Source organism: Xenorhabdus sp. TS4 (assembly GCF_014467265.1).
GTDB lineage: Bacteria > Pseudomonadota > Gammaproteobacteria > Enterobacterales > Enterobacteriaceae > Xenorhabdus > Xenorhabdus ehlersii.
Window position 1 is genome coordinate 185,979 of record NZ_NKHQ01000082.1, and the last position, 6,630, is coordinate 192,608.

Annotated in this window: 4 protein-coding genes; all 4 read left to right on the plus strand. The window is 56.0% G+C overall.

The genetic code is table 11. The annotated features are described in order from the left end of the window. Position 1: 1 nt before the first annotated feature. Genes Xets_RS18755 through Xets_RS18770 form a run of 4 tightly spaced genes read left to right on the plus strand, consistent with a single transcriptional unit; the run spans position 2 to position 6,421 of the window. Entirely contained in the window at positions 2 to 1,219 is a 1,218-nt protein-coding gene (locus Xets_RS18755; RefSeq protein WP_187652302.1) for a DUF2169 domain-containing protein, read from the plus strand. Continuing rightward, positions 1,212 to 1,568, plus strand: a complete 357-nt coding sequence (locus tag Xets_RS18760; RefSeq protein WP_099134053.1) for a DUF4150 domain-containing protein — start codon at positions 1,212 to 1,214, stop codon at positions 1,566 to 1,568. Before Xets_RS18755 ends, Xets_RS18760 begins: the two co-directional genes overlap by 8 nt. A 12-nt stretch (positions 1,569 to 1,580) precedes the next feature. Beyond that, positions 1,581 to 6,194: an RHS repeat-associated core domain-containing protein gene (locus Xets_RS18765; protein WP_255430687.1), complete on the plus strand. Its 4,614-nt coding sequence runs from the start codon at positions 1,581 to 1,583 to the stop codon at positions 6,192 to 6,194. Beyond that, the gene (locus tag Xets_RS18770) at positions 6,194 to 6,421 is read left to right on the plus strand and encodes a hypothetical protein (RefSeq protein ID WP_187652303.1); all 228 of its coding nucleotides are present in this window, start codon (positions 6,194 to 6,196) and stop codon (positions 6,419 to 6,421) included. The genes Xets_RS18765 and Xets_RS18770 overlap by 1 nt, the downstream gene beginning before the upstream one ends. Positions 6,422 to 6,630 lie beyond the last annotated feature (209 nt).

Genomic DNA, 6,630 nt, shown 5'->3' on the forward strand with positions numbered 1-6,630 from the left:
GATGGAATTTCGTAACCTGACGCCCTTTGCCGTGATGAACTATTCGATGCTCGATATCGAAGACACCGAGCATCATGTCGCGGTCATGAAAATCGGCTACCAGCTCCTGCCTGCCGGACAGGGGGAATACAGCGCGGAACTGTTGCCCGCACCGCCGTTGTGTTTACAGGATGAATACCGTGGGCAGATGAATGCCTCTCAGGTGTTGCAGGAGAGTGACCTTGCCCCGTTTAAACCGCACTGTGACGTGATTGTCAACGGCACGGCGTATGCGCCGGAGGGCAAACCCTGCACTGAATTTCCCGTGCGGTTGCAGGTGCAGAGCAGGCAGGGGAAAACCCTGCTTGATAAAACCCTGTTAGTGAGCGGCGAACGGGCGTTTATTCGCAATGCGGATGGCAACTGGCAACTGACCGACCCGAAACCTGTTGCAACGCTGCCACTGGATTACCGCTATGCCTTTGGCGGTCAGTGCAAAATCTATGCTGACGAAGAAGCAAGTCAGCACCTCCGAGAACGTGACCGGCTCACTCCCGAACAACGTCAGCAGCACCCGGACGGCGAAAAAGCGCCTGTCGCTCACGCCACCTGCGAAACCAATCCGCTGGGCATCGGGTTCATCACCCCGTGGTATGCCGAAGCCAAACCACTCACCCGCTACCCGGCACCGCGCATTACCCGGCCGGATACCCCGTTCACCGTTGAGCATTTTTCCGCCCAACTGAATGGCACGTTATCGCCGGAGAACCCGGCCTGCCAGCCGCAGGGCCTGGGCTTTATCGGGCGTCCGTGGCTGCCCCGCCGCCAGCGCGCCGGTACATATGATGCCGACTGGCTGGCCCACCGTCATCCTTATCTGCCCAAAGACTTCGACTTCAGATACTGGAACGGCGCGCCGGCTGACCAGCAGATTGACTGGCCGGACACCGATATCTCGCTGAGTCTGCAAGGCATGACACCCGGCGGCAACCTACACGTCACCCTGCCGGGGCATCGCCCGTTTATCCTGCTGCGGATGCACGAAGGGGCGTTGCTGCCCGTACCGATGCGCATGGATACGTTAATAATCGACAGCGAGGCCAAAACGCTGCATATCACCTGCCGATTGAATTTCAACGCTGATATGCCTGTGCGAGTCGCTGAAGCGCGGTTTGAAATCAACCCGGATGCGCCGTTGCTCAAACTGGCTCCGCCGGAAGGAGAGAAAACGAATGGCTGATAACTACATCGCCCGCACTGCGGGCAGCTGGATGATTGTCGGCATCTTGCCGGATGTGTGCAAAACCCCGATGGGTTCTTCCACCCCGCCCATTCCCTATCCGGTGGTGGCACAACTGGCGGACAGTTCGGCCCCGGAAAAGACTGTGCGCGCCAACGGCCAGCCGGTCGTGGTGTTTGCCCACAGTTTTGTCCCCACCACACTCGGTGACCAGCCCGGTGTAGCCAATGGCGTCAAAAGCGGCACGGTGGGCGGTAAGTGTCACCCGAAGGCGCATACCCAGACGGTGCGCGCCGGCAACAAACTGGTATTACGCCACGGGGATGAATTCTGGATGAACGGAGCATAAGGAAGAATCGCAATGGGAGAAACGATTAGCATTACCGGTGGCCGTGATGAAAAAGTATTTTGTGAAGCTTACAATATCCGGACCTTGGCTGAGGCGGAAGCGATCCAAAAACATATACCCGCCCTCATCCAACAAGAGACTATGGGTAATCATTGGCTCACCGCCGAGGATATTGAACAGATTACAGAAGCTGAAGGCCGGCTTGCCGTCAAGGTCATTGATAAATTCAAAAGCGGGGAATTTCCGTTAGAGGAATGGAAACATACTCCCCCTGAACCGAATGAGTCTTTGCCAACTAAAGCGCGCGATGACAGCCCGAGCGGTACGGGCAACACGATAGGTAAAATCGTCGGTCAGGCATCACAGGGGACGGATCCGCCGCAGGAGGCGAATGCTGCCGTCACACCGGAAACCGAGCAAGAAAAAGGATTTTTGGACAAGGCCGGAGAATGGTGGGATGAGACCAAAGAAGGCGTAACAAAATGGGGGAAAGAAGCCGGAGAAAAACTGGGTGCCGCTTGGGATAATCCGGGAAAAGCCGCCATTGGTGCCGCAAAAGGGGTGTGGAATACGGTGCCTGATGTGGGTGAATTCCTCTTTCGAACGACAGCAGGTATGCCTGCTGCCATGATGTCCGCTTCTGGTACGGTATTGAAATACGCGGGCGCTGACGCGTTAGGCGATACGGCTCTTGCCGCCGCCGATACATGGAATAAGCAGGTTGTCGATAAGGCCGTTGAGTTGAGCCATGTGGATGCCATCCGGTTCGACATCACGGATAAGGCAGAACAAGGGGGGGCGCTGATTTCTGATGGCGTCAGTCTGGCTACAGGCGTGGGCGGGCTGGTCAGAGGTGCGGCCAAACAAGGCGCGAAAGCGACGGCTAAAGCCACTAAACCTGCACCCGGCGCCAAAGTCAAAGAAAAACCTCAGGACGCGCCGGACGCGAAACCCCAGAAAGTGCCGCCCAAAGATGACGCCACACCGTCCAACAAAAAAGACGGTAATGACAATGGGCTATCGACCAAAGAGGGCGATCCGGTCGATATGGCCACCGGCGACTTCCTGCAAGTCTGGCCCGTACTGGCTATCCCCGGACTGTTGCCGATAAACCTCAGCCGGACCTACCGATCCACGGCAGATTTACACGGCCTGTTCGGTCCCAAATGGGCGGATGACTGGTCACTGCAATTGGCTATCGGTCAGGAGGAAGTACACTACACCCACACCGACGGCGTAGTCTACGACTTTGCCACGCCAGACAACCGGGTCTTGTCCCGTAACCGCCACCTTCCCCATTGCCTGCTGACGGGAGAACTGACAGGCGAACTGTGCCTGACTGACCGCCTCGCCCAGTTGATGTACCATTTCAGCCCGATTTCAGGCAGCACACGAAAATTGTCCGCCATCACGGACCGACGCCAGAACCGGATTGACTTTATCTACGATAAACACGCCCAGCTGATTGAAGTCACCCGCAATGACGGCCTGCGGTTAAGCCTGCAATATCTGGATGGTCAGCTCCACACGCTTGATATGCATGAAATCCGCGATGGCCAACTTGTCGGGCAACGCCTGCTGACCTGCCAGTATGATCCGCAGGGGTATCTGAACGAATGTGATGCCTTCCAGCACAACCACCTGTGGCACGAGTACGACCAACAGGGACGGATGACCCGCTGGCACGATACCGACCAGACCGACCTGATGATTAGCTATGACGAACGCGGCCGGGTACTCAGTACCACTTCACCCAGCGGCTACTGGCATGACCGCTTCCGCTACGATGACAACGCCCGCATCACCACCTATCTGGACGGTGAAGGGGGCGAAACCCGCTACCATTACGACCCGAACGGGCTGGTGATACGGGAAGTTGACCCGCTGGGGCGCATCACCCGCCGCCAGTGGCGACACAGCCTGCTGATGTGGGAAAGCAATCCATCAGGGCAGATGACCACCTTTGATTATAATGCGGACGGAGCATTGACCGAGGTGGTATTGCCGACGGGAGAGACCTTTGTCTATGCTTATGACGAACACGGACAACTGACCGAAAGCCACCTCCCTACTGGCGAACGCTGGCAATGGCATTATGACGAACAGGGCAACCTGACCGCGCTGACCAACCCGCTCGGCCATCGGGAAGAATACCAGTATGGTCTCCACGGCGAATTACGCCAGCGCCTGCTGCCGGACGGCCAGACGTGGCACTACGCCTATGATGAACACCAGCGCCTCGCCGCCGTGATGATGCCAAACGGCGAAACCACGGGGCTGGAGCTGGATGAACTGGGGCGCCTGCGCCAGCTCACTGATGCCCTCAAACAACAGACCCGCTACCGCTACAGTGACGACCATGCCAGCCTCAACGGCAGCCTGACCGAAGTTGAACTGCCGGACGGCACCACGCAGCAACTGGCCTATGACAGTGAACGGCGCGTGGTAGCCGTGACTGACGGCGAAGGGCGTACCACCCGCTACACCTACGGTGCCTTTGACCTGCTGACCCAGGTCACCCGCCCGGATGGCACCACGCTGCGCTTTGGCTATGACCGCCTGACCCGCTTGAACTCAGTCACGGCCGCCACCGGCGAAACCTACCGTTATGAACGGGATGCGGCCGGCCAAATCATCCGGGAAACCGATTTTACCGGGCGTACGCTGGCGTATCAGTACGATAAACTGGGACGCCGCACGCAGGTGCAATACCCCGACGGTCAGCAACTGCGATGGCACTATTCGGTTGCGGGGTTACTGGTTAAACAGGAAAGCTGGCAGCCGGAAGAGGGGACGTGGGTGCTTAAAGCCACCACCACGTACGAATACAACCCGCGCCATCAACTGGTGAAAGCCACCAATGCCGATGCCGTGGTGGAATATGAGTATGACAAGACCACCGGCCTGCCAACCTGCGAGCGTATCAACGGGCGAGAAATCCGCCGCGAATGGGATAACCTGACCGGGCGCCCACTCAGCGAAAGCCTGGATGGCCACACTTTGCACTTTGGCTATCACCCCTTGTCAGGTGCGCTGAACCACTTCCAGTTCAACCAGCATGCCCCGCTGACGCTCCGGCATGATGCACTGGGGCGGGAAACCGTGCGCGAAAGTGCCCACGGGTTTATCCTCGCCAGCCGCTACACCGCCACCAGCCTGCTGGCGCACCAGTCAGCCGGGCGGAACAGCCCCTTTTTCCAGGAAGCGCTGGCGGAAAATGACCCACATTTTCCGCCCCAAGCGACCGCCGTCAACCGGAGCTGGCAATATGACCGGGCGCATAACGTCCGGGTGATTGATGACAGTCGCTGGGGGCAAACCCGCTATCGTTACAACACCAACGACCAGATATTGCATACCCTGTTCGACAGTTCGCGCCCCCATGAAGAGCAGTTCAGTTACGATGCCAATGGCAACCTGAGCCAACATTTGCCTGTCGACGCACAGGGCGCAATGGCACAGTTCACCCAACGTCAGCAGGCCGGGCGGGTGGTACAGCGGGGTGATACGCATTATCATTATGATGATAACGGCCGATTAGTCGAAAAAATCGAGCAATGTGACGGCTTCCGCCCGCAAATCTGGCGCTACCGCTGGGATACCCAGAACCAGCTCACCCACTGTGAAACCCCGGATGGCTCGCGCTGGCAGTACCAATACGATCCTTTTGGCAGAAGAATTCGCAAAATTAAGGCACGGGATGGAAAACTGACCGCCGCTAATTTACAACTGTGGTTAGCGGGCAGGCCGGATCTGCCCGAAAATCCAAAGGCACTGGGCGGTTACGATTACCTGTGGAGCGGGGATCAGCTCATTGAGGAAGTGCCGTATCAGGCGGATGGCACCCGGCTGGAAGCCCGCCGCGTGCGCTGGCTGTATGAACCGGGCAGCCTGACGCCAGCGGCCCGTTTTGAGCGGGGCAAACTGCACTACGCCATCAGCGACCACCAAGGCACCGTTCGGGAGCTGCTGGATGAGCAAGGCGAGATGGTTTGGGGTCAACATCTGACCACCTGGGGGCACGCCCAAAACCGGGGCGGCGTGCCCTCCCATCACCCAGATCACCATGTTCAGTGCAATTTCAGGTTCTTAGGGCAATATGAGGACGAAGAGTCAGGGCTTTGCTATAATAGACACCGATATTATTCGCCGGAGACCGCGCAGTACATCTCGAGTGACCCCATCGGGCTGCTGGGCGGGGTGAATCCGTATTCGTATGTGCATAATCCGCTGTCTTGGGTTGATCCTTTTGGGTTAACGAGTGCACATAATGCCAAATTATTACAACGAAAGATTAGAGCACTGGAAAAAGCTCAAGGAACTGCTGTAAATATTCGTCACTTACCTGATGGTCGAATACGTTATTACGACAAAGAAGCATTAGCTAGAAATCCAGGGCCAACACGTGGACGTTCTCATGTTACAGAGTGGGATCCAGCCACAGGTCGTGTGAGATCATGGGAAGAAACTTATAACCATGAGGGTAAAGTTAATCGTGTGCATCCTAAGATGCAGAATGGTCAAGTCCTTAATTTACCTCATTATCCTCCAACCAAAGCAGATATAGATGCAGGTTTGGCAACTGATACAGGAAAAGCTATTAACTGTAAACAGGGGGGTATCTGATGGAGGAATTAACCCATATATTCATAAATGGTCTAAATAGAATATTGCAAGAGAATTATACACCTTCCAATATTGCCAGATATGCATATGAATTTTACCTTGATTACGATATAGACGATGAAAAACTGAGATATGTCGTGGATTATTTGAAAGGAATGGATGCCGGTCCTGAGTTTGAATTAAGTAAAGAGGAGGTTATTTCTTTTATCCAAGATAATCTTTTCTGAGTTGGAAAAGCCGGAAAGATCCCCATGATCTTCCGGCTTTATTTTTTTAAGAGCGGCTCACTCCCAGCCCTTAGCGGCTTGTGTAGTCGCCAAGCAGCTCCCGCATTTTCAGCTTAATTTCGCTGATTTGCTCTCGCTGGCGCTGGTATTGCTGTTTGAGGCTGTTAGTCTCGTCACTGTCGGGGATCAGCACCAGACAGCCCTCCATA

What these genes read in the sequence shown, in the direction of transcription:
- Xets_RS18755 (WP_187652302.1), top strand. Translation starts at nt 2, where the DNA reads ATGGAATTTCGTAACCTGACGCCCTTTGCCGTGATGAACTATTCGATG.
- Xets_RS18760 (WP_099134053.1), top strand. Translation starts at nt 1,212, where the DNA reads ATGGCTGATAACTACATCGCCCGCACTGCGGGCAGCTGGATGATTGTC.
- Xets_RS18765 (WP_255430687.1), top strand. Translation starts at nt 1,581, where the DNA reads ATGGGAGAAACGATTAGCATTACCGGTGGCCGTGATGAAAAAGTATTT.
- Xets_RS18770 (WP_187652303.1), top strand. Translation starts at nt 6,194, where the DNA reads ATGGAGGAATTAACCCATATATTCATAAATGGTCTAAATAGAATATTG.